This is a genomic window from Altererythrobacter sp. Z27 (genome assembly GCF_052683155.1).
On sequence record NZ_JBQYMC010000001.1, the window covers coordinates 2,001,299 to 2,023,502 of the forward strand.

General features: G+C 64.9%; 23 protein-coding genes. 10 read left to right on the forward strand and 13 right to left on the reverse strand.

The features are described 5' to 3' along the window. The first annotated feature begins 11 nt into the window (after positions 1-11). The gene (locus tag ACUJ47_RS09755; RefSeq protein WP_445538210.1) at positions 12-527 is read left to right on the forward strand and encodes a DUF1993 family protein; all 516 of its coding nucleotides are present in this window, start codon (positions 12-14) and stop codon (positions 525-527) included. Here ACUJ47_RS09755 and ACUJ47_RS09760 read toward each other — a convergent pair. The 6 genes from ACUJ47_RS09760 to ACUJ47_RS09785 are packed head-to-tail and all read right to left on the reverse strand — an operon-like array spanning position 524 to position 5,144. Further along, positions 524-805: a DUF167 domain-containing protein gene (locus tag ACUJ47_RS09760; protein WP_445538211.1), complete on the reverse strand. Its 282-nt coding sequence runs from the start codon at positions 803-805 to the stop codon at positions 524-526. The genes ACUJ47_RS09755 and ACUJ47_RS09760 overlap by 4 nt on opposite strands. Beyond that, entirely contained in the window at positions 798-1,367 is a 570-nt protein-coding gene (locus ACUJ47_RS09765; protein WP_445538212.1) for a gamma carbonic anhydrase family protein, read from the reverse strand. The genes ACUJ47_RS09760 and ACUJ47_RS09765 overlap by 8 nt, the downstream gene beginning before the upstream one ends. Beyond that, positions 1,364-1,921: a GNAT family N-acetyltransferase gene (locus ACUJ47_RS09770; protein WP_445538213.1), complete on the reverse strand. Its 558-nt coding sequence runs from the start codon at positions 1,919-1,921 to the stop codon at positions 1,364-1,366. The genes ACUJ47_RS09765 and ACUJ47_RS09770 overlap by 4 nt, the downstream gene beginning before the upstream one ends. After that, the gene (locus tag ACUJ47_RS09775; RefSeq protein ID WP_445538214.1) at positions 1,914-2,471 is read right to left on the reverse strand and encodes a GNAT family N-acetyltransferase; all 558 of its coding nucleotides are present in this window, start codon (positions 2,469-2,471) and stop codon (positions 1,914-1,916) included. Before ACUJ47_RS09775 ends, ACUJ47_RS09770 begins: the two co-directional genes overlap by 8 nt. 5 nt (positions 2,472-2,476) lie before the next feature. Further along, on the reverse strand, positions 2,477-3,472 hold the full coding sequence (gene hemB, locus ACUJ47_RS09780) for a porphobilinogen synthase (protein ID WP_445538215.1): 996 nt from the start codon (positions 3,470-3,472) through the stop codon (positions 2,477-2,479). 49 nt (positions 3,473-3,521) lie between these two features. Beyond that, a complete protein-coding gene (locus ACUJ47_RS09785) occupies positions 3,522-5,144 on the reverse strand; it encodes a peptidoglycan DD-metalloendopeptidase family protein (protein ID WP_445538883.1) in 1,623 nt (540 codons plus the stop codon). A 202-nt stretch (positions 5,145-5,346) separates the two neighbouring features. On the opposite strand from ACUJ47_RS09785, the gene ACUJ47_RS09790 reads away from it, so the two are divergent. The 6 genes from ACUJ47_RS09790 (at position 5,347) to ACUJ47_RS09815 (ending at position 10,756) form a co-directional block, all read left to right on the forward strand. Beyond that, on the forward strand, positions 5,347-7,977 hold the full coding sequence (locus ACUJ47_RS09790; RefSeq protein ID WP_445538216.1) for a helicase-related protein: 2,631 nt from the start codon (positions 5,347-5,349) through the stop codon (positions 7,975-7,977). Next, on the forward strand, positions 7,977-8,300 hold the full coding sequence (locus ACUJ47_RS09795; protein ID WP_445538217.1) for an RNA-binding S4 domain-containing protein: 324 nt from the start codon (positions 7,977-7,979) through the stop codon (positions 8,298-8,300). The genes ACUJ47_RS09790 and ACUJ47_RS09795 overlap by 1 nt, the downstream gene beginning before the upstream one ends. Next, complete coding sequence (fdxA, locus tag ACUJ47_RS09800; protein WP_445538218.1) at positions 8,297-8,635, forward strand: ferredoxin FdxA; 339 nt, start codon at positions 8,297-8,299, stop codon at positions 8,633-8,635. The genes ACUJ47_RS09795 and fdxA overlap by 4 nt, the downstream gene beginning before the upstream one ends. Before the next feature lie 290 nt (positions 8,636-8,925). Then, positions 8,926-9,459, forward strand: coding sequence for a CarD family transcriptional regulator (locus ACUJ47_RS09805; RefSeq protein WP_445538219.1), 534 nt, complete (start codon positions 8,926-8,928; stop codon positions 9,457-9,459). Between the two features lie 71 nt (positions 9,460-9,530). Further along, on the forward strand, positions 9,531-10,346 hold the full coding sequence (locus ACUJ47_RS09810; protein ID WP_445538220.1) for a head GIN domain-containing protein: 816 nt from the start codon (positions 9,531-9,533) through the stop codon (positions 10,344-10,346). 71 nt (positions 10,347-10,417) lie between these two features. Continuing rightward, positions 10,418-10,756 carry a hypothetical protein gene (locus ACUJ47_RS09815; protein ID WP_445538221.1) on the forward strand — a complete coding sequence of 113 codons (339 nt, stop codon included), beginning with the start codon at positions 10,418-10,420 and terminating at the stop codon, positions 10,754-10,756. Between the two features lie 10 nt (positions 10,757-10,766). Here ACUJ47_RS09815 and ACUJ47_RS09820 read toward each other — a convergent pair whose 3' ends face one another. Then, positions 10,767-11,738 (reverse strand): L-threonylcarbamoyladenylate synthase, encoded by a 972-nt coding sequence (locus ACUJ47_RS09820; RefSeq protein ID WP_445538222.1) that lies wholly within the window; start codon positions 11,736-11,738, stop codon positions 10,767-10,769. A 67-nt stretch (positions 11,739-11,805) separates the two neighbouring features. Here ACUJ47_RS09820 and ACUJ47_RS09825 point away from each other — a divergent pair, with 67 nt between their 5' ends. Further along, positions 11,806-13,548: an acyl-CoA dehydrogenase family protein gene (locus tag ACUJ47_RS09825; protein ID WP_445538223.1), complete on the forward strand. Its 1,743-nt coding sequence runs from the start codon at positions 11,806-11,808 to the stop codon at positions 13,546-13,548. A gap of 10 nt (positions 13,549-13,558) precedes the next feature. After that, the gene (locus tag ACUJ47_RS09830) at positions 13,559-14,386 is read left to right on the forward strand and encodes a DUF815 domain-containing protein (RefSeq protein WP_445538224.1); all 828 of its coding nucleotides are present in this window, start codon (positions 13,559-13,561) and stop codon (positions 14,384-14,386) included. A 17-nt stretch (positions 14,387-14,403) separates the two neighbouring features. Here ACUJ47_RS09830 and ACUJ47_RS09835 read toward each other — a convergent pair whose 3' ends face one another. Then, complete coding sequence (locus tag ACUJ47_RS09835; protein ID WP_445538225.1) at positions 14,404-15,873, reverse strand: PQQ-dependent sugar dehydrogenase; 1,470 nt, start codon at positions 15,871-15,873, stop codon at positions 14,404-14,406. A 98-nt stretch (positions 15,874-15,971) separates the two neighbouring features. Here ACUJ47_RS09835 and ACUJ47_RS09840 point away from each other — a divergent pair, with 98 nt between their 5' ends. Next, positions 15,972-16,466 (forward strand): GAF domain-containing protein, encoded by a 495-nt coding sequence (locus ACUJ47_RS09840; protein ID WP_445538226.1) that lies wholly within the window; start codon positions 15,972-15,974, stop codon positions 16,464-16,466. Positions 16,467-16,578: 112 nt separating this feature from the next. Here the strand turns inward: ACUJ47_RS09840 and ACUJ47_RS09845 are convergent, their stop codons facing one another. The 5 genes from ACUJ47_RS09845 to mnmE form a co-directional block, all read right to left on the reverse strand. Next, positions 16,579-17,559 (reverse strand): ParB/RepB/Spo0J family partition protein, encoded by a 981-nt coding sequence (locus ACUJ47_RS09845; RefSeq protein ID WP_445538227.1) that lies wholly within the window; start codon positions 17,557-17,559, stop codon positions 16,579-16,581. Next, complete coding sequence (locus tag ACUJ47_RS09850) at positions 17,556-18,332, reverse strand: ParA family protein (RefSeq protein ID WP_445538228.1); 777 nt, start codon at positions 18,330-18,332, stop codon at positions 17,556-17,558. The genes ACUJ47_RS09845 and ACUJ47_RS09850 overlap by 4 nt, the downstream gene beginning before the upstream one ends. Before the next feature lie 24 nt (positions 18,333-18,356). Then, the gene (gene rsmG / locus ACUJ47_RS09855) at positions 18,357-18,980 is read right to left on the reverse strand and encodes a 16S rRNA (guanine(527)-N(7))-methyltransferase RsmG (RefSeq protein WP_445538229.1); all 624 of its coding nucleotides are present in this window, start codon (positions 18,978-18,980) and stop codon (positions 18,357-18,359) included. Beyond that, the gene (gene mnmG / locus ACUJ47_RS09860; protein WP_445538230.1) at positions 18,977-20,830 is read right to left on the reverse strand and encodes a tRNA uridine-5-carboxymethylaminomethyl(34) synthesis enzyme MnmG; all 1,854 of its coding nucleotides are present in this window, start codon (positions 20,828-20,830) and stop codon (positions 18,977-18,979) included. The genes rsmG and mnmG overlap by 4 nt, the downstream gene beginning before the upstream one ends. Positions 20,831-20,923: 93 nt before the next feature. Further along, positions 20,924-22,201, reverse strand: a complete 1,278-nt coding sequence (mnmE, locus tag ACUJ47_RS09865; RefSeq protein WP_445538231.1) for a tRNA uridine-5-carboxymethylaminomethyl(34) synthesis GTPase MnmE — start codon at positions 22,199-22,201, stop codon at positions 20,924-20,926. Between the last annotated feature and the right edge of the window lie 3 nt (positions 22,202-22,204).

A 22,204-nucleotide genomic window follows, 5' to 3' on the forward strand; every position in this document is an offset into this window, starting at 1 on the left:
AGGAGAGCGCCGTGTCCCCTGCCGAATTCCTTCTTCCGACATATGACCATTTTCTGAGCACTCTGGCTGGGCTGGTCGAAAAGGCAAAGACTCACCCCAAGGGCGACAGCCTGCTCAGCGCAAGACTAGCAGAGGACATGCTCCCGCTGTCGACGCAGATCCGCTTCCTGTGCAACATGCCGGGCGAGCACCTGCGCACCCTGGCCGGAATCGAATTCGTTTCTTCCGACGCCGACGATGCAACTCTCGCAGATGCGGCCACCCGCATTTCGAAGGCCCGTGAATGGGTCACAAACTTCGATGTGACACAGATCAAGCCGACCGATGCGTCGGCCGGGTTCACCCTCCCCAACGGCATGGCTTTCGATCTCACGGCAGGACAATACATCCGCGACTGGGCGCTCTCGCAGTTCTATTTTCATATCATGGCTGCCTACATGATCCTGCGAAGCGAAGGTCTCGAGATCGGCAAGGCCGACTATGTGCCCTACATGCTGCAATATCTGCGCGTTCCGCAACCGGCCTAGAGCGATAGTTTTACCAGCTTGTTGCGCGATGTTGCGCCGTGCTGCAGCTCAATCTGAGACGGCGCGATGGACAGGGCGGCGGCGAGCAGGCGGATCACCGCGTCGTTCGCTGCCCCGTCGTGCGGCTTCGCGCGCGTCTTCACATGAACCACGCCATCGCGCAGCATAATCGTCTCGCTGCGTGCGCCAGGAGTCACCCTTAGCGACAGCCGCCCATCGCTATCGGCCAGCCGTGCGATTTCCTCTGCGGCAGGAACTTCTACCCTGGGTCTAGCCACCGAGTGCCTTGGCAATCGCATCGGCGTGGTGCTTTGCATTCTCGACATAATGCGCGGTGCCCATCCGCATCCCCGCGATTGCGGCGTCGTTGAGTTCGCGCAAAGGCTTGGCCGGGCGCCCGGCCCACAGCATGCGCGGCTCCATCACCTTGCCTTCGGTGAGCATCGCGCCGGCCGCGAGCATCGCCTCGCCGCCGATCACCGATTTGTTCATCGCAATCGCTCCAAGCCCCACAAAGCCGCGATCGTGGATCGTGCAGCCGTGGATCATCGCCATGTGTCCGATCAGCACATCGTCGCCGATGATCAGCGGCGAGCCATCCGGGTCGCCCGGGCGCGGCGGGTCGCAATGAAGGATGCTGCCGTCCTGCACATTGCTGCGTTCGCCGATCACGATCCGGCTGACATCGGCGCGCAGGACGCAATTGTACCAGATCGAGCTGTCCGCTCCGATCGTGACATCGCCAATGATAGTGCAGCCCGGCGCGATAAAGGCGCTGTCGTGAATCTGCGGAGTCTTTCCGTGGATCGGGACGATGTTGACGCCGGGCCGGTGTGTCATTGCTTCTGCTCCCATTGCTCGCGTGTCAGCATATACTGGATCGTGGGATTGTCCTCTGGAGCGAAATCAGGATCGTCGAAATCGAGATCGCGCCTACGCTCCATCCCAAGCTTCTCCATGAAGCGCCAGCTGGGTATGTTCCGGTCGCAGGTCAGCGCCACCAGATGAGGCACGCCAATAGTCCCAAAGGCCCAGTCGATCACCGCGCACATCGCTTCATTGGCATAGCCGTTGCGCCAGCGATCTTCGCGCACGAGCCAGCCAATCTCGTGATCGCCCAGGTTGGTCGCGTTCGGATTGTCGACCAGCTTCACCCCGCAATGACCGACCAGCTCACCGCTGGATTTCTCGATCATCAACATGAATCCGAAGCCGAACTGCGCAAACCAGGCCATCGATTTGGCGTGCTTGGCTTCGATCTCGTGCAGCTCCTTCACACCGCCGAGATGCTCCATCACTGTCGGCGTGTTGAGCACGCGGAATTGCAGTTCGGCATCGCTTTCGTCGATCCTGCGCAGCACCAGCCGCTCGGTCTCGATCACAATGTCACCCACGCTGCTTCTCCCATGTTTCGCGGTCTATCGAATAGACGATCAGCACCGGATCATCGACGTCCCAGCTCGCATCGGCAAAGTCGAGATCCTCGCGTCGGCGCATGCCAAGCCGCTGCATCAACCCCCAGCTCGGCACATTGCCATTGACGGTGAGCGCGACCACCTCGTCCGTGCCAAAGCGCTCAAAGGCCAGATCCAGCGCCGCAGTCGCGGCTTCCTTCGCATAACCCTGCCCCCAGGCGGTTTCGCGCAAGCGCCAGCCGACTTCGGTCGTGCCGATCGGCCCGCCTTCCTGATTGCACAACTTGAGCCCGCAGAAACCGAGGATTGCGCCATCCTCCTTGCGCTCGACCGCCCAGAATGTGTGGCCGTGATCGCGCGCGTAGCCCAGCAAGCGCTCCTGCACGGAAAGCCGTTTGGCCGCATCGCACACGCCGCCGAGCCAGCGCATCACGGCGGAAGTATTGGTCCCTTCCCAGAACTCCGCCCAATCCGCATCGCGCCAGTCGCGCAGTACCAGCCGTTCGGTTTCGTGACGAAATTCCGCCATCGGGTTCACCCGCCGAGCAGGCGCGCCGCGTGAAACGCGTGATAGCTGAGCACGCCGCTGCAGCCCGCCCGCTTGAACGCAAGCAGCGTTTCGAGCACCAGCGCATCGCGATCGCCCGCGCCCGCAGCCACCGCCGCCTCGATCATCGCGTATTCGCCGGAGACCTGGTAGGCGAAGACCGGCACTTCGAAGCGCTCCTTCACTCGCCGTACGATGTCGAGATAGGGCAGCCCGGGCTTCACCATCACGCTGTCCGCGCCTTCGGCAATGTCGAGCGCCACTTCGCGCAGCGCCTCATCGCCATTGGCGGGATCCATCTGGTAGGTCTTCTTGTCGCCCTTCAGCAGCCCGCGCGAACCCACCGCATCGCGGAACGGCCCGTAAAAGGCGCTCGCGTATTTCGCGGCATAACTCATGATCTGGACATTGGGGTGCCCGTTCATCTCTAGCGCCATGCGGATCGCGCGCACGCGGCCGTCCATCATGTCCGACGGAGCGATGATGTCCGCCCCGGCTTCGGCCTGGTTGAGCGCCTGGTCGACCAGCACCGCGACGGTATCGTCGTTCACGACATAGCCGCCATCATCGACGAGCCCGTCCTGTCCGTGGCTGGTGTAGGGATCGAGCGCGACATCGGTGAGGATGCCGATATCGCTGCCGCAGGCATCGCGGATCGCCTTGATCGCCTGGCACATCAGATTGTCGGGGTTGAGCGCTTCGGCGCCATCATCACTGCGCCTGTCGGCGGGCGTGTTGGGGAACAGCGCAACACAGGGAATGCCCAGCGCCGCCGCTTCCTTCGCGCGATGCGCAATCCCGTCGGCCGACCAGCGCGATACACCGGGCAGCGTGGCGATCGGCTCTTCCACGCCCGTTCCCGAAGTCACGAACAGCGGCCAGATCAGGTCGGCCGGAGTCAGAATGTTCTCGCGATGAAGCGCGCGGCTCCACTGGCTGGCACGGGTGCGGCGCATGCGCAAATTGGGATAGGATCCGCTCATGCGCGCGTGTTGCCGGATAATTGCGGCGGGCGCAATCGGGCGCTGGCGGTCAGCCGATCTTGCGCTTGTTGTCGATCTTCTCGATTTCGCGCTTGGGGGCGGCAATTTCGCTCGGTTGCAGCTCGAGATCTTCGAGCGCGGCGCCGGGCTCGATCATCTTGAGCTCAGACAATGCGGCGCGGAAGCTCATCAGCTCGCGTCCTTCGAGCTGCGCGCGAGTGACGAAATTGACCGTGCGCGGATCGACCGAGCGACCATTGCGATACATCTCGTAATGCAAATGCGCGCCGGTCGAGAGCCCGGTCGAACCGACATATCCGATCACCTGGCCGCGGCGGACCTGTTGGCCCGAATTCACCGCCAACCGGCTCATATGGCAATAGCGGGTCGAAAGCCCATTGCCATGGCCCAGCCGCACCGCGATGCCGCAGCCGCCCATCCGCCCCGCCGCACTCACGCGGCCATCGGTAACTGCAACGATTGGCGTGCCATATCGCGCGCTAAAATCGACCCCCGCATGCATCCGGCGATAACCGAGGATCGGGTGGCGGCGCATGCCATAGCCCGAAGTCAGGCGGCCTGGCACCGGTGAGACCATTCCGCCGCGCTGCTCGCCCACGCCCGAAGCCTCGAAGAAATTGCCATCCTGCCCCCAGCGCATCAGCTGGGTCTTGGGCTTCCCGTCGCGGTCGATCCCGGCATAGAGCACCTTACCCGCCTGCCGCTCGCCCGTCGCGGCGCGGCGATAGGCGACAATAATGTCGAACTCGTCGGTAGCGCGCACGCTGCGTTCGAGGTCGATCTGCCCGTCGAGCGCCTTGATGAATTCCTGCACCGCGCTGGTCGGCGCACCCGCAGCACGGGCGGAGCGATAGAGGCTCTGGCCCACCGTGCCGCGAATCCGCAGCGGCGTGTCGTCGACGCGGATCACATTGCGGCGCAGCGACAGATTGCCGTTATCGTTGAGCACTTCGAGCTCGAGATCGAAGCGCGCGCGGAAGGAAAGGTCGTCGAGCGGGCGCGAAGCCCCTGGCGCAGGTCGGCGCCCAAGCGTGATATCGATCGTGGTGCCCGGTTCTATCTGGTCAAGCGGCATTTCGCCCGCGACCAGCTCCTGCACCCGCGCGGCATCGCTTGGCCCCACGCCGGCGCGCTGCAGCATGCGGTCGAAACTGTCGCCGCGCGACAAAGTGGCTACCAGCTCGACCTGCGGACGCTCCGGAGCCGAAGCGAGCGGAATCACGCGCGGCCCGGCACCCATTTGCCGCCCGCTGTCGGCGCCCAGCGCCAGCGGCAGGATCATGTGGCTGCGGAATTCGTCGCGCGCAGTCTGGTCGATCGCCATTGCGGGCCGCGCTTCGAGCGGGGCGAAATCGGGCCATAGCGCCAGCGCCACTGCGCTGAGCCCCAGCATCGTGCCCAGCCCGCGGAACCAACGACGGCTGCCGATATCTTCCGCTAGATCGGGCGCGATATCGATCCCGTCGAGCCGCCGCGAGGCTTCGTTGCGCCATTCGTCGAAGCGCGCGCGCCAGTCCTCGACGCGCTTGAGCACGATCTTGCCATTGCCGGGGGAGGTGCTGGCCGATGCGCTGCCAGCAGGCGGCACGTCGCCGAAATCGAGGAAAGGTTCCTCGATCGCTGGCGCGGTCTCGCCCGGCAATTCGCGCAATTGCTCCAAAGCCCCAACTCCCTCGCGCCCTGCGAACCCCATGGTGCAGCGCGCTCAATGGCCCATTTCTTTCGCCGATCAAAGTAAATGCTGGCTTAATGCGCGATCAACCGAGTCCGCCAAGCGGCGAAATGTTGAGAAGCGCCCCATGCGGCATGCCGCGCGGTTGCGGGGGGCGCGGCGCGGTGCCACAAATGCCATTGTGAGCGACGGCACGATCAAGGCGGTCCTGGGCCCGACCAATACCGGCAAGACCCATCTCGCGATCGAGCGCATGTGCGGCCATTCGAGCGGGATGATCGGCTTTCCGCTGCGCCTGCTTGCGCGCGAAGTGTTCGACCGGGTCCGCGCGATCAAGGGCGACAAGATGGTGGCCCTGATCACCGGCGAGGAACGGATCGAACCGCCCGACGCACGCTATTTCTGCTGCACGGTCGAAGCGATGGACCGATTGGGGGGCGGGCATGCGTTCGTCGCGCTGGACGAGGCGCAACTCGCCGCCGATCCCGAGCGCGGGCATATCTTCACCGACCGGCTGCTCAACGCCCGCGGCCGCGAAGAGACGATGATCCTCGGCTCTTCGACGCTCGAACCGATGGTCAAGGCGCTGGTGCCGCGCGCCGAGCTGGTCGGGCGGCCGCGCTTCTCCACCCTCAGCCATGCCGGAAGCTGCAAGCTGTCGCGCCTGCCGCCGCGCAGCGCGGTCGTCGCCTTCAGCGTCGAGCAGGTCTACGCCATGGCCGAAGCGCTGCGCCGCTTTCGCGGCGGGGCGGCAGTGGTAATGGGCGCGCTTTCGCCGGAAACGCGCAACAAGCAGGTCGAACTCTTCCAGAACGGCGAAGTCGATTACATTGTCGCCACCGATGCGATCGGCATGGGGCTAAATCTCGACCTCGACCATGTCGCCTTCGCATCGCTCTCCAAATTCGACGGGCGGCGCCAGCGGCGGCTGACTCCTGCCGAGATGGGGCAAATCGCCGGGCGCGCAGGGCGGCACCAGCGCGACGGCACCTTCGGCACGGTTTCTGGGATGCGCGGCAGCACGGCTTCGCCGCCCGAATTCACAGACGAAGAAATCTACGCGATCGAAGAGCATCGCTTCGCGCCGCTGACGCATTTGTTCTGGCGCGAAGCCGAACCGCGCTTTGACGATCTCGCCACGCTGGTCGGCGACCTTGAGGCGCCCCCAGACGAACCGCAACTGCGCGCAGCACCCGAGGCAATCGACCTGGCCGTGCTCAATCGGCTGGCCGAGGAACCGCTGGCGCCAAGCATCAAGGGCGCGGGATTGGTGCGGCGCTTCTGGGAGGCCTGTTCATTGCCCGATTTCCGCTCGGTCGGCGCAGAACAGCACGCGCGCTTCGTCGCACGGCTGTGGCAGGACCTTTGCGAAGGCTATATCGGGGCGGACTACGTCGCCTCGCGCATCGCCGAACTCGACCGGACGCAAGGCGATATCGATACGCTGCAAGGCCGGATAGCCGCGGTGCGTTCCTGGGCCTATATCTGCCAGCGCCCCGACTGGGTATTGGCGCGCGACGAGATGTTCGCGCGCGCCCGCGCGGCCGAGGCTAAACTGTCGGACGCGCTGCATGCGCGGCTGACCGAGAGATTTGTAAACCGGAGGACTTCGCTCTTGATGAAATCGCTGGGCCAGGATGGCAGCGGCCTGCCGGTCGAACTCGCGCCAGATGGCGCGCTGACTGTCGATGGCGAACCGATCGGAAAGCTCGAAGGTTTCCGCTTCGTGGTCGCGCCGGACGCCACAGTGGCCGATCGCAAGATGTTGCTCGCTGCAGGCGAGAAGGCGCTGCCAGCCTTGCTGACGCAGCGCGCGCAATGGGTTGCGTCCGAAGGGCTTGGCGAACTCGAATTGTCCGAAGGCGCGATCCAGTGGAACGGCCACCGGCTTGGTCAAGTCGAACTGCCCGACGATTTCGGCAAGCCGCGCCTCGTTCCGGTGCGCGAGCTTGGCCTCTTGCCCGAACTCGAGCGCAAGCAATTCGAAGCCGCGCTGCTCGGCTGGCTTGAAGCTCAGCTTGAACCGCTCGCCCCGCTCCGCGCGCTTGCGGCGGCAGCGCGCGATCCGGCGGCGGGTTCCGAGGCGCGCGCACTGCTGCACACAGTGATAGCAGGACACGGCAGCGTCAGCCGCGAAGATGCCGGTTTGCAGCATTTGCCCAAGGAATTGCGGCCCTATCTGCGCAAGCTCGGCGTGACCTTCGGCGCGCTCGACATTTTCGTACCTGCGCTGCTCAAGCCTGCCCCGCGGCACCTGCTTCATGCGCTGGGGATCGACCGCCGCCCGCTCGAAGGGGCCATGCTGCCCGTGATCGGCGAGCAGCGGCGCTTGCCCGCGGGCTATCGACCGGCGGGCAGCCAGGCGATCCGCGTCGACCTGGCCGAAAAGATCCTGCGCGCCGCTTTCGATGCGCGCGCAAAGGCAACCGGGGCAGGTGGCAAGGGCAAACCGCCTTCGCAATTCGCGATCGACCTTTCGCTCCCGATCTCGATTGGGCTTGAAGCAGGCAATATCCCGCGCCTGCTCGGTAGTGCCGGGTTCAAGCGGCAAGGCGCCCGCGCGCTGGCAGAAGGCGCATTCGGCCCGCCTGCGCCCGACATGTGGAGCTGGCGCCCGCGTCGCCCCGGCGAACGCAACGATCGCGATGCACCCGCAGCCAAGCAAAGGCATGGCAAGCCGGGCCATAAGGGCCACGGCAAGGGAGGCGGCAAAGGAAAGCCAGCCGCGAAAGGCGGAAAGCCGCGCGAAAGCCAGCATGGCCCGGCACGCGCCGGCGGCGCCTTCGATGCGCTCAAGGAACTGCTCGGCTGATGGGCGAGGCGATGCGGATGGACCGGCTGCTGGTCTATCTGCGCTTCGCCCGGACGCGCAGCCGTGCGCAGGCGATGATCGCCGAAGGGCACATGCGGCTCAACGGCGTGCATGTGCGGCGCGGCAGCGAGGATGTGCATCCGGGCGACGTGCTCACCTTCCCGCTGGGGAACCAGGTGCGGATCGTGGAGGTTCTTTCACTGCCCGACCGGCGCGGCCCGCCCGGAATGGCGCGTTCGCACTATCGCGAGCTTGACCGCAGCGGAGAAAGCGCGATAGCAGCGGACGAAACACGCGATACGCAAGGGGAATCCGCCACATGACCTATGTCGTCACCGACGCCTGCATCCGGTGCAAATATACCGACTGCGTCGAAGTCTGCCCGGTCGACTGTTTCTATGAGGGTGAGACGATGCTGGTCATCAACCCCTCCGAATGCATCGATTGCGGCGTGTGCGAGCCGGAGTGCCCGGCCGAAGCGATCCTGCCCGATACCGAGGACGGCCTCGAAATGTGGCTTGAGCTCAACGCCCAATATTCGGCCGAATGGCCCAATATCACCAGCCAGAAGGATCCGCCGGCCGACGCCGACGAGCACAAGGGCGAGGAAGGCAAGTTCGAGAAGTATTTCTCGGCCGAGCCCGGCGAAGGCGACTGAGCCAGGCCCATCGCCCCCTGTGGGGCATGCATTGATACATCTCCGGATCGAGCCTCTCGCGACCGCTTCCGATAGCTTTCGGGGCGATTGCGCTTGCGACTCGCAATTTTGTTGCGGGTGTGCTATATAATCGATCAACCGCGCCGGATTGGTCCCGGCGCCCGGGTTGTAGCAGAGAAAGGCAAGGCCAAATTCTCGGATAGCTGGTGGCACGCGGCGCCTGCCTTTGCAGGCCCGGAAGGGTCCCTTCGACTGTCCATCAATGGCCTGGCCCAGAGAAAGGATTGTGCATGGCAAGCAAGGCTCCTGCCTTCACCGTCGGCGATTATGTGGTCTATCCCAAGCACGGCGTTGGCCGCGTGGTCGAGCTCCAGAACGAGGAAATCGCGGGCATGCAGCTTGAGCTGTATGTTCTGCGCTTCGAGAAGGAGCGGATGACGCTGCGCGTGCCCACCAACAAGGTCGAAGCGATCGGCATGCGCAAGCTGTCGAGCGACAAGACGCTCAAGGAAGCGATGGAAACGCTCAAGGGCAAGCCCAAGGTCAAGCGCACCATGTGGTCGCGCCGCGCGCAGGAATATGAAGCGAAGATCAATTCGGGCGATTTGGTGTCGATCGCCGAAGTGACGCGCGACCTGTTCCGCCCCGAAGACCAGCCCGAGCAGAGCTATTCGGAACGCCAGATCTTCGAAGCGGCTTCGAGCCGCCTCGCACGCGAACTCGCGGCGATGGAAGAAACCGACGAACCGACCGCACTCGGCAAGATTCTCGACGTGCTGCGCAAGCACGCGCCACAATATTACGACAACACCGAAGACGCCTGATCGACCGGCGACATTCGGAATTCGACGAAGGGCTGCCCGAAAGGGCGGCCCTTTTCGCATGGGCGGTTGATGTGGGTCCCATAGTGTATTACATGGGCAATACGGATTATGTGGTGGAGGAACCCATGCTGAACAAGCTGATCAAGCGCCTGGCGCCCGTTGCAGCGATCGCCCTTTCCGCGGCGGTGGCTGGCTGCAACGACATGAATATCGAAATCAATGGCGAGGAAGGCGTACCGCTGGCCGAACTCGACACGTCGGGCGATGCCCCGACCGAGTTGATCCTGGCCGGCCCCGACACGGTGGTGCTGAGCGAAGGCGACACGCTCGACATCGATGTCGAAGGCGATAGCGAAACGACCGAATTGCTCCGCTTCTCGCTCAAGGACGGCGCGCTCGCCGTGATGCGCAAGAACGGCAAATGGGATCACAGCGGCACGGCAATCGTGCGTGTGACCATGCCTGCCCCGAAGGAAATCGTGATTGCTGGCTCGGGCAAGGTCGAAGCGGCGACCATGGCGGATACCGCCGATGTCACCATCGCCGGTTCTGGTGAGCTGGAAGTTGCCACGCTTGCGGCAACCAAGGCCGATGTCACGATCGCGGGTGCAGGCACATTCACGACTGCCGGTACAGCGACGACGCTCGACCTGAATATCCTCGGTTCGGGCAAAGCCGACATGGCCGGGCTCAAGGTCGACAGCGCCGATATCACCGTCGCGGGTTCGGGCTCGGCCAGCTTCGCCTCGGACGGCAAGGTCGAAGCCAGCATCATGGGATCGGGCGATGTGCGCGTGATCGGACGTGCGACCTGCGAGATCAATGCGATGGGTTCGGGCACGCTCAAGTGCCAGCCCGGTGCCGAAGAGGCCGCACCGGCCGAATAACCGAAGCCAATTCGGCGCGCTTCATCGAGTGCCGCTGGACAAGCAATGGCCGCGTGTGGGACATCCAGCCCATGCGCGGCCTTCGCTTTCTTGCTCTCGCCCTGTCCTCCCTTGTCCTGAGCGGCTGCGTGGTTCGCGCCGCCGCTGACGTCGTGACCGCACCCGTCAAGGTTGCGAGCAAGGGCGTCGACCTTGCCACCACCAGCCAGTCCGAAGCCGACGAGAAGCGCGGACGCGAAATGCGCGAGCGCGAGGAAGAGTTGCGCCAGTTCGAACGCCGCTATGATCGACAGCTGGAGAAATGCCGCGAAGGCAATGATCGCGCCTGCTTCGAGGCGAAGGAAACCTACTCGGAAATCCAGATCCTGCTGCGCAACAACCCCGGGCTGGCCGCATCTCCCGAGCGTTGAGCGGGCAGAATCAGGCTGCGGCGCGCCGCAGTCGGTCGTTGATCGCCTTGCCGATCCCGCGTTCAGGAACCGGCGCCACGGCAATGCGTGGGTGCTCGCTGGCCGCGGCAAGATGCAAGCAATCGTAGAGCCGTGCGGCGGCTTCATCCAATTCGCCCGCCGCGGAAAGGGTGCAATCGCCCGCAACATCGCCAAAGCCGATCAGGAATTCGTCAGCTTCGGCATTGAGCGCGCCCAGCCGCACGGGTTTTCCGGGCGCATAATGGCTGGCTAGTTGGCCCGGAGACTCAATCCGTGCTTCAATTCTTCCCGCAGGAGTCTCCCCGCCAATTTTGCTTTCCGCACCGCCATAGCGCGCGCGCAGGGCCTCGACATCCACCGGGCCGGGTCGCAGCTCGTCCCAGCAGCCATCATTGCGGATAGCGACAATGGTCGATTCGACGCCCGCCGCGCAGGGCCCGCCGTCAAGCACCAGGTCGATCCTTCCGTCGAGCGAGGCGAGGACATGTTCGGGCCGCGTCGGGCTTATGAAGCCGCTGCGATTGGCCGAAGGCGCCGCCAGCGGGAAATCCACCTGCTCGAGCAATTGCCGCATCACCGGATGCGCCGGGCAACGCAAGGCGACCGTCGGCAGCCCGGCAGTCACGGCCGGTGCCAAACCTGCATCAGCGCGTAAAGGCAGGACCAGCGTCAGCGGCCCCGGCCATTCGCCCCGTGCAACATCCAACGCCACACCGGCGACATGCGCAAACCGCTGCGCCTGCTGCGCATCGCGCACATGCACGATCAGCGGGTTGAAATCAGGCCGGCCTTTCGCGGCATAGATCCGCGCCACCGCTTCGACACAGTCGGCGCGCGCCGCGAGGCCATAGACTGTCTCGGTCGGCACCGCGACCAGCCCGCCCCCGGCAAGAATCGCCGCCGCACGCGCGATTCCCGCAGCGTCCGCAGCTATCACTTCCGTAGCGTTCTTGCCGGTCATGCCCGCCCGCTATAGGTGGGGACGCGCAAAGCCAAGTTTTTTGCTGCGAGACAAGGATTCGACCGACGTGACTCCCTATACGCCGCCCACCCAGGACCAGCTGCTTGCCATCCGCGTCAACGCCGGGATCGACGAGCTCGCGCAGAGCGAGCGTTTCGGTGCGGCCGAACCCGATTTGGTCGAAGCGATCGTCGAAGGCGTGGGGCAGTTCGCGGCAGGCGAATTCGCACCGCTGAACCGCGTGGGCGACCTTGAAGGAGCGAAGCTGGAGAATGGCGTGGTCCGCCTGCCAGACGGTTTCGCCGAAGCCTACGCCGCCTATGTCGAGCAAGGCTGGAACGCGATCGCATCGCCGGTCGAATTCGGCGGGCAGGGCCTGCCCTTCACGCTCGCCTGCAACGTGCTCGAAAACCTCGGCAGCGCGAACATGGCGTTCAACCTGCTGCCAATGCTGAGTGTCGGCGCGATCGAAGCGCTCGAACATCACGGCTCGGACGCGCAGAAGGCGAAGTACCTTCCCGACCTCGTCAGCGGCAAATGGTCGGGCACGATGAACCTTACGGAACCGCAGGCGGGTTCGGACGTCGGCGCACTGCGCGCCACCGCCACGCCGATCGAACAGGGCGAGCACGCAGGCAAATTCCTGATCCAGGGGCAGAAGATCTTCATTACCTGGGGCGAGCACGAGCTGGCCGAAAACATCGTCCACCTGGTGCTGGCGCGCCTGCCCGACGCGCCCGAAGGCACGCGCGGGATCTCGCTATTCCTCGTGCCCAAATACCATGTGAAGGACGATGGCTCGCTCGGGCCGAAGAACGATCTGCGCTGCGTCAGCCTTGAGCACAAACTGGGCATCAACGCTTCGCCCACTTGCGTCATGTCCTATGGCGACAATGGCGAATGCATTGGCGAGCTGGTGGGCGCGCCCAATCGCGGGCTGATGGCGATGTTCACGATGATGAACAACGCGCGCATCAATGTCGGCAACCAGGGCGTGCAGATCGGCGAGCGAGCAACGCAGCAGGCGCTCGCCTATGCGCGCGACCGGGTCCAGTCGGCCCGCGCCGGTTCGCCTGACAAATCGCCTGTCGCAATCATCGAGCATCCCGATGTGCGGCGCATGCTGCTGCGCATGAAGGCGCTGACAGAAGGTGCGCGCGCGCTGCTCTATTATTGCGCAGGCCAGGTCGATCGCGGCACGCTGGGCAATCTCGCCGCAGGGCAGCGCGCCGAAGTGCTGGTGCCGCTGGTCAAGGCCTGGGGCACCGATGTCGGGGTCGAAGTCTCCGGAATTGGAGTGCAGGTTCACGGCGGGATGGGCTTCATCGAGGAAACCGGCGCGGCACAGCATTGGCGCGATTCGAAGATCGCCCCGATCTACGAAGGTACCAACGGCATCCAGGCGGCCGATCTCGTCACGCGCAAGCTCGGGCTCGAGCAGGGTGGCGTGGTCGAGGCGCTGATCGCCGACATTATCCGCGACAGTGCCGACGAACCCGCGCTGCGTGCGCTGGCCGAAGATTGTCGCGCGATCGCCACATGGATGGCGAGCGAAGCGAGCCTCGACGACCGGCTGGCGGGCAGCGTGCCCTTCTGCACCATGCTCGCGGTCGCAGTCGCAGGCTGGCAGCTGGCGAAGCAGGCACAGGCCGTGGCGGCGGGTGCTGCCCCCGCGCTGGTCGCAACCAAGCCGGTGACGACGCGCTTCTTCCTCGACCGGATCGTGCCCGAGGCGAGCGGCCTCAAGACGTCAGCCACCGCAGGGGCAGGGCTGCTCTACAGCCTCTCCGCCGAAGCGCTGGCAAGCTAAGGCGCAGGGCATGGCCGACCAGGGCGATCCGCTGGCACGCATTGCCGAGGCGCTCGAACGGCTGGCCCCGCCCGCGCAGGACAGCGCCGACTGGCTCCATCATGCAGGTTATGTCTGGAGCGCAGGCCGGGTTCGCGCCGTAGCGCAACTCGATGCGTTGCCGCTCGACCGGCTCAAGGCGATCGACCGGCAGAAACAGGCGGTGCGCGAGAACGTGCGGCGCCATGCGCAGGGCCATGCCGCGCATGACATGCTGCTGTGGGGTGCGCGCGGCATGGGCAAGTCCGCGCTGCTGCGCGCCTGCGTCGCCGCCGAACAGGCGGAAACCGGCGCGCGACTGGCGCTAGTCGAGCTCGATCCCGCCAGCCTCGATGCCCTGCCCGAGCTTTTCGCCGCGATCGGCATTCTTGAGCGGCGCTTCATCCTGTTTCTTGACGATCTCGCCTTCGACCATTCGTCCGACCAGGTGATGAGGCATTTGCGCAGCGCGCTCGAAGGCAGCCTTGCGCCGCGCCCCGCCAATGTGCGGCTGGCGGTGACTTCCAACCATCGCGCCATCCTTGCGCGGAGCAGCGAGGACCAGGCCGATCCGCTGCAGGAACGCGACCGGATGGACGATTCGCTCGCGCTGGCCGACCGTTTCGGCTTGCGGCTGGGCTTCCACCCCTGCTCGCAGGACGAGTTCCTTTCGATCGTCGCAGCACATGCCGTACCGCTGGGTGTGGAATGGTCGCCCGAGGAAGCGCTCAGCTGGTCGCGCGAACGCGGCCCGCTGTCAGGGCGCAGCGCATGGCAATTTGTGGTTGAACAGGCCGGTCGCGCAGGGAAAGCAATCTGACGCCGCGACTTCGCGCCCTATTGCACCGGGACGATGCGCTCCAGCTCCTCGCCGGTGAAAACCGCCTGCGGATCGCCCGATAGCTCGCGTTGCGGGCGGAGCGGAGCCGAGCGCACCCGCTCGATGCCCTTGCCGGGCTGCGCGCCCGGCGCATTGACCCGCCAGATGATGCCGGCCGTGTCGTCGCTCACCAGCAGCGAGCCGTCGCCCGCCCATTCGACCCAGGTCGGCCGGCCATGCGTAGTACCGTCGCCCTTGAGGAAACCGGTCAGCAGCGGAACGGGCTTGCCCTGCGGATTGCCGCGTGCATCGAAGGCGACATAGACCACGTCATAGCCGGAGGCCGGTTTGCGGTTCCACGAACCGTGGCGCGCGATAAAGGCCCCGCTGGCGAATTTATCGCCCATCAAATGGCCTTCCTGCGTGAAGACCAGCCCGAGCGCCGCGACGTGCGGGCCAAGCGCATATTCGGGCTTGCGCGCATATTCGACCAGATAGGCCGGGCGCGGCGCCTTGACGCGTTCGTCGAGATTGTCCTTCCAGTATACCCACGGCCAGCCATATTGCGCGCCCACGGGCACATTGGTGAGGTAGTCTGGCACGAGATCGCTGCCGAGCATGTCGCGCTCGTTCACAGTAGTCCACAGCTCGCCCGACCATGGGCTCCAGGCAAGCCCGTTGGGATTGCGCAGCCCGACCGCGAACTGGCGCTGGCGATTGGTCGTCAGATCATATTCCCAGATCATCGCACGGCCCTGCTCGACCTCCATCCCGTTCTCGCCGATGTTCGAGACCGAACCGACCGCGACATAGAGCAGCGTGCCTTCGGCGTTGAGTTCGAGATTGCGCATCCAGTGGCCTCCGCCCGGAGGAAGGTCCATCAGCTTGCGCGCCTTGCCGGTGACCTTGAGCGCGCCGAGTTCATAAGGATAGGCCAGCACTTCGTCGTGATTGGCGACATAGAGCGTGCCGTCATGCCAGCCCATGCCTGAAGGCGAATCGAGCCCACCCGCCTCGTCCAGGATCACTTGCTTCACTTCCGCAGTGCCGTCGCCATCGGCATCGCGCAGCAGCACGATCTGGTTGGGCGATTCGCCGGTTGCACCGGCGCGGCTCATCAGCAGATCGGCGATCCAGCCCATGATCCCGCCATCGCCATCGCTCTTGGGCGAACGCGCCAGTGCCGCCAGCACGTCGCCATTGGGCAGCGCCTGCAGCACGCGCGGATGTTCGAGCCCTTCGGCAAAGCGCGCGACCGCCAGCCCTTCGGCGGCTTCGGGTGCTTCGCCCTCGGCCCAGCCCACCGGCTTGGCGATGCCCAGCGTGGGGAAGGATTCGGCCTTGGGCTGCTCCAGCGTGGGATCGGTGCCTGCAACTTCGTCGACCGACAGGGTCGCGTTGTCGCCGCGCGCCAGCCACCAAACGGCAGCCCCCAGCAGCAGGATGATGACGAGAAGGGCGATCAGGATCTTGCGAGTTGTGCTCATGAAGCAAGCGAATAGGCCAGCCGAAGGGGCGCGGCAATCTCCCTCTTGCACGGGCCGGGCTTGCCTTCGCCGCGCGGGGCACTAGATCGCTCGACACGATGTATGATTTTCGCCCAGATCCTTCGCTCGAGCCTGCAGAACGCTATCGCCAATTGTGCGACGCTGCCGATGCCCTGACCCAGGGCGAAAGCGACGGCGTGGCCAATATGGCCAATGTCGCAGCGCTGGTGTGGGAGTTCCTGCCCGATCTCAACTGGGCGGGTTTTTACCGGATGGTCGAAACCGGCACTGGAGCGGAACTGGTGCTTGGCCCCTTCGTCGGCCGGCCCGCCTGCATCCGCATCCCGCTGGGCAGGGGCGTTTGCGGGGCAGCGGCGGCATCGGGCGAAACGCAATTGGTCGAAGACGTTCACGCCTTCCCCGGACATATCGCTTGCGACGCAGCAAGCCGGTCGGAAGTGGTGGTGCCGGTGAAGCGCAATGGCGAGGTTGTGGCTGTGATCGATCTCGACAGCCCGCTCCCGGCGCGATTCACAGAGGACGACGCAGCGGGAATCGAGGCCTTGGCCGAAATTCTCGCGTCACGGATCTAGTTACTCCGGAAATTCCTGCTGAATTTCAGTTGGTTGGGTGGCAAAGTTGCGCGGCGCAACTTCTCGCTCAGGTCTTCAACCGGAAAGTCGCGCGGCGCGACCTGTCGTTTCGCTAGATATCGCCGCCGGTTAGCCGCTGGCAGATCAAATCGAGCTGGTCGAGCGTGCGATAGCGGATCGTCACTGCGCCCTTGCGCGGGTCGGTCTCGGTCTTGATCCGCACCGTCAGGCCCAGGAATTCCTCGAGATGCGCCTGCACCGCAGCGATATCGGCATCCTTCGCGGGATCGCGGGTGTTGCGGTTGGCGGATTTGCGCGGTTTGGGCGCTGCATCGCCGCGGACGAGTTGCTCGACTTCGCGCACCGAGAGATTGTCACGCACCGCCTGCTTCGCAAGCGCGATCGCATCGTCATGCCCGATCAGCGCGCGCGCATGTCCCATCGATAGCGTGCCTTGCTCGACCAGATCGAGCACTGCATCGGGCAGCGCCAGTAGGCGCTGGAGGTTCGCAACGTGGCTGCGCGACTTTTCGACCATGCGCGCGATATCGGCCTGGGTCAGCCCTTCATCATCGCTCAGCCGCTGATAGGCACGCGCTTCCTCGACCGGGTTGAGATCCTCACGCTGGATGTTCTCGATCAGCGCGAGCGCCATGACTTCGCGCTCATCGAGTTCGCGCACCAGTGCAGGAATCTCGTGGAGCCGCGCCTTCTGCGCCGCGCGCCAGCGGCGTTCGCCCGCCACCAGCTGGTAACGGCCTGCGCCGCGCGGACGCACGATCACCGGCTGGATCACCCCGCGCGTGGCGATCGACGCAGCAAGCTCATCGAGCGCAGCCTCGTCGAAATGCTTGCGCGGCTGCCCGGGTAGTGGCTCGATCGCCGAGACAGGCAGCGATGCGAGACCCGAAGTCGCGTAAGATTCTGTTTTCGCGCTGTTTTCACTCGAAACATCGCCTAAAGGCTGCGCCAGCGGCTCTTCGCGCCGGGTTTCGCCCAACAAGGCACCCAGCCCGCGACCGAGCTTCTTCTTGCGGTCGGCCGCGGGGACGCCCGGCACCGAAAACCGGATCGGATCGGTCGGGTTGCTCATGCGGCCTTCCTTTCGCGGGGCAAGCGCCCGATGAGTTCGCGCGCCAATGCGATATAGGCGCGGCTGCCGGCGCAGGAGTGGTCATAGACCAGTGCTGGCAGGCCATGGCTCGGCGCTTCGGACAGGCGCACATTGCGCGGGATCACGGTGTCGAACACCAGGCCCGCGAGGCATTCGCGCACATCGTCCGCCACCTGGTCGGTCAGGCGATTGCGGCGATCGAACATGGTGAGCGCCACGCCGATGATGCCAAGTGCGGGATTGAAGCGCTGCTGCACCTGCTCCACCGTCTGCAACAACTGGCTGAGACCCTCGAGCGCGAAGAATTCGCACTGCAGCGGCACCAGCAATGTATCGGCGGCCGAAAGCGCGTTGAGCGTGAGCAGGCCGAGCGAGGGCGGGCAGTCGATAAAACAGATATCGTGCCCGCGATGCGCCGAAAGAGCAGTGGCAAGGCGCGAAGTCCGTTCCTCTACCGAAACCAGCTCCACCTCTGCACCGCTCAGATCCACCGTCGCCGGAACGATATCGAGTCCGGGAATGCTGGTAGCGACCATCGCATCCTTGAGCGGGATTCCGTCGATCAGCACGTCATAGCTCGAAGCGACGCGCGCAGCGGTGCCCACGCCCAGCCCGGTCGAGGCATTGCCCTGCGGGTCGAGGTCGATCAGCAGCGTGCGCCAGCCGATCGCCGCCATCGCGGTGGCGATATTGATCGCGGTCGTGGTCTTGCCCACCCCGCCCTTCTGGTTCGCAATGGCTATCGTGATCATCGGCTGCTTTCCGCCTTCCCGCACTCAAGTGCTTACGATGATCCCCGCCTCTGCATCGGTCAAGGAGTGTTCCACGTGAAACATCCGACGAATCTTCGCAGGGATTGCTTCCAGTTCCTGCGCCGCCGAGCGCCCCTTGGGCAACAGGTAGGTGGTCGCCTTTGTGGAAAAGGGTGCGGATAGTTTGAGGAGTTTTGGCAGCGGCGCGAAGGCGCGTGCCGAAATGACACGCGCCGCGAAGGGTTCGACCAGTTCGAGCCGCTTGCCTTCGACCCGGCACAGCGGAAGCGCGAGCTTTTCCGCCATTCGCTCGAGCCATTCGACGCGGCGCGCGCGTGATTCGACCAACACCACTTCGCGTTCGGGCTCCAGTGCGGCGATCACCAGGCCGGGGAAGCCAGCCCCCGTGCCAAGGTCGAGCCAGGCACCCGATGTTTCACGTGGAACAAATCGTAGCAATTGGGCGCTGTCGGCGATATGGCGCTGCCATACCTGCGCCTCGGAAGGTCGAGAAATCAGGTTCTGGCGCTGGTTCTCGGCGACAAGCTCAGCAATCAGCGCTTCGAGCCGCTCAATCGCGGCCCGATCCGCGATCTGCTCGACATAGCGCCGCGCCGACGCTTCATCGGTCAATATCTGCCCGGTCATGCTGCCCTCTGCCGCCGGCGCGCATGGACAAGCAGCGCCGAAAGCGCCGCGGGCGTGATTCCGGGCACCCTTCCCGCAGCCGCAAGATTGGCCGGTTTCGCCGCCCCAAGGCGTTCGACCATCTCGTTCGACAGCCCCGGAACCTCGCCAAAGGGAAAATCGCTTGCCAGTTCAAGCGCTTCGCTTGCCCGCAAATCGCGCAATTCGGCATCCTGCCGCGCGAGATAGGGTGCATAGGCGGCATCCTCTGCCATTTCGGCAATCAGCGGATCTTCGGACGAGAGTTCTTCCTCCAGCCATTGGCTCAGATCGGCCAAGCCCACCCCGTCGTGCCGCAGCCACTCGCTCACTTGCTTGACCCCGCCATCGCGCCGCACCGGCAGGCCCGCCTCGCTCAACTCGCGCGCATGGATCGCAGTGTCGAAATGCCCGGCCAATGCCGCGCGTCGTTCTTCGCGGCGCACAAACCATTCCGCCCGCTCCACACCCACACACCCCGCTTCGATCCCCAGTGGCGTAAGCCGCGTGGAAGCATTGTTGGCGCGAAGCCGCAGTCGGTACTCGGCGCGAGCAGTCAACATGCGATAGGGTTCGCTCACGCCCTGCAGGGTCAGATCGTCAACCATCACTGCGATATAGCTGTTTGCACGGCCGAGTTTTGGCGCCTCACGGCCCAAAACTTGCGCTGCGGCGTGGAGCCCCGCCACAAGCCCCTGCGCCGCCGCCTCTTCATAGCCGGTTGTGCCATTAATCTGCCCGGCACAGTAAAGCCCCGGAATCGCGCGCAATTGCAGGTCCGCCGTGAGTGCCCGCGGATCAATGTGATCGTATTCGACCGCATAGCCTGGCACTTCCATCACAACCTGCTCAAGCCCTGGCATCGCGCGGAGCATGGTGAGCTGGACATCGGCCGGCAAGGAGGTGCTGATCCCGTTGGGATAGACCAAATGCGTGCTCAACCCCTCAGGCTCGAGGAACACCTGGTGCCCTTCGCGATCACCGAAGCGATGGATCTTGTCTTCGATGGAGGGGCAATAGCGCGGCCCAGCCGCTCCGATCGCCCCGGTAAATAGCGGGGAACGGTGGAGGTTCGCACGGATCGCTTCGTGCGCAGCCTCAGTGGTGCGTGTGATCGCGCAGAAGATTTGCGGATTGGCGCGACACTCGGTGAGTGGCGACATGGTCCAGTGATCGGGATCGGAGGGCTGCTCTTCGAGACTGGCCCAGTCGATCGTGCGCCCGTCGAGCCGGGGAGGCGTGCCCGTCTTGAGCCGCGCCATCGGCAAATCCGCACCGCGCAGCTGCGCAGCGAGCTTTTGCGCCGAATTCTCGCCGATCCGACCGCCTTCGAAGCGTTCCTCGCCGCGAAACAGCGTTCCCCCGAGGAAGGTCCCGGTGCACAGGATCACGGCCGCCGCCTCGATCGCCGTGCCGCCGGCCAATTCCAGCCCGGCAACACGCCCTTTGGCTAGCCGGAGCGCTGCCACTTCACCCTCAATCAGCTCCAACCCAGCCTGCGCCTTGACCGCGCACTGCACCGCAGCCTTAAACAGCACGCGGTCGGCCTGCACGCGTGGGCCCCAAACAGCGCTCCCCTTCGAGCGGTTGAGCATGCGGTAATGGATTGCCCCGGCATCGGCTGCGCACCCGATCACCCCGTCGAGCGCATCGACTTCACGCACCAGATGGCCTTTCCCCAGGCCCCCGATCGCCGGATTGCAGCTCATCGCGCCGATTGCATCGAGATCGAAGCTCACCAGGCCCGTGCGCGCACCCATGCGGGCGGCCGCACAGGCCGCCTCGACACCGGCATGACCGCCGCCGACCACAAGCACGTCGAAGCTACGCATATCGCGCCGATACAGGCGCGCTGGCGCGGGGTCAAAGAACTTTCGCGAGAGCGGGGACGCGATGTTTCACGTGAAACATCGGGGTGTTGCCGCCTATTTCCCGATGCAGAAGCGCCCAAACAACGCGTCGAGCATATCCTCCGTAGTCGCTCGCCCCACCAGCCGGTCGAAAGCGAGGCGCGCCCGGCGCAGGCATTCGGCGATGATGAGGGGGTCAGACAGCTCACTGGCCTCGCTCAACGCAATATGGGCTTCGGCGAGCAATCCATGCTGGCGTGCGTTGAGCGCGGCCTCTCCGGGCTTGGGCATCAATTGACGCGCCTTTTCTATCAGCGCTGCCTTGAGTGCGCCGAGATTTTCTCCGGTCCGCGCGGAAACCCGCCAATCGGGCGCAGATTTAACCGGATGCGCATGATTGTCGATCTGTGCTTCGACTTCCCAACAACCCTTCGGCCCCTCGTCTTCCGGGCCCAACCAAAGAACCAGATCGGCACGTTCGAGTTGTTCGCGCGCACGCCCGATCCCGATCGCTTCGATTTCGTCACCCCCACCCTCATGCAGGCCCGCAGTATCGACGAAAGTGAAGGGAATTCCGGCGATAGCTACCGAGCGTTCGATCACGTCGCGCGTGGTCCCCGCAATCGGCGAGGTGATGGCCGCCTCACTCTCAACCAAAGCATTGAACAAAGTGGATTTTCCAGCATTTGGCGGCCCGGCGAGCACCACACGGAAACCCTCTCCCAGCCGTTCCGAACGCGGCCGCGCAAGCCATTCCGCCAGTTCGCCCGCCAATTGGTCGAGACGCGCGCCGAAATCGGCCCCCAACCCGCCGACATCGTCTTCATCGGCAAAGTCGAGCGCCGCCTCGACTTCGGCAGAGAGCCGCAACACGCCGTCGCGCCACAATTCGACCCGCCGCGAGAAACCCCCGCCCACCATCGCGATTGCCGCGCTGCGCTGGAGCTCGGTTTCGGCGCTGAGCAAATCCGCCAGCCCTTCAGCCTCGGCAAGGTCGATCTGCCCGTTGGCAAAGGCTCGTCGAGTGAACTCGCCCGGTTCGGCGCGGCGCAGGCCCGTCAGCGCCCCCAATTCGGCCTCGATCGCAGCAATGACCGCGCGCCCACCATGGCAATGCAGTTCGGCAAGATCCTCGCCCGTCGCGGTGTTCGGACCCGGAAACCATAGCACCAGCGCCTCATCGAGAAGCGCGCCGTCGCCACCCGAAAGCTTTGCCAGGCTGGCATGCCTAGGTTCGACATCGCGCCCCACCAGCGCGCGCAAAGCCACCCCAGCCGCCGGACCACTGATGCGGATCACGCCGATCGCGGCGGGCGGCGCCCCGCTGGAAAGTGCGAAGATGGTGTCGCTCATGCC